Origin of the sequence: Synechococcus sp. CCY 0621 (assembly GCF_019038465.1) — a bacterium.
Lineage (GTDB): Bacteria > Cyanobacteriota > Cyanobacteriia > PCC-6307 > Cyanobiaceae > Cyanobium.
This window is the reverse complement of sequence record NZ_JAFKRH010000097.1, coordinates 1-220: the sequence shown is the minus strand read 5'-3', so window position 1 is coordinate 220 and position 220 is coordinate 1. Positions and strand designations below refer to the sequence as shown.

Here is a 220-nt window from a genome sequence, read left to right as displayed (position 1 = left end):
ACTCCACCCCCGACCACAAACACCACCCTGCAGGTGCTTGATCCCAACGGCGCCGTGCAGTTACTCCGCGACACCAGCACCGATCTGGTCTCCGTTCGCATCAATGGCGTCACCGCTCCGGTTCGCTACCAGGGCGCCCAGATCAAAGCCAGTCAGTTCACCGGCTGGCAGATCCTCGCTGCTGAATCCGGCGGCAACCAAAACCAGATTCTCTTCCGCA

The 220-nt window shown here is 61.4% G+C and carries 1 protein-coding gene; it reads left to right on the top strand.

Going from position 1 to position 220, the window contains the following annotated elements; all coding sequences use genetic code 11:
* Positions 1 to 33 precede the first annotated feature (33 nt).
* The coding region (locus KUG43_RS16780) for a hypothetical protein (RefSeq protein ID WP_216910970.1) at positions 34 to 220 on the top strand (187 nt) is incomplete at its 3' end.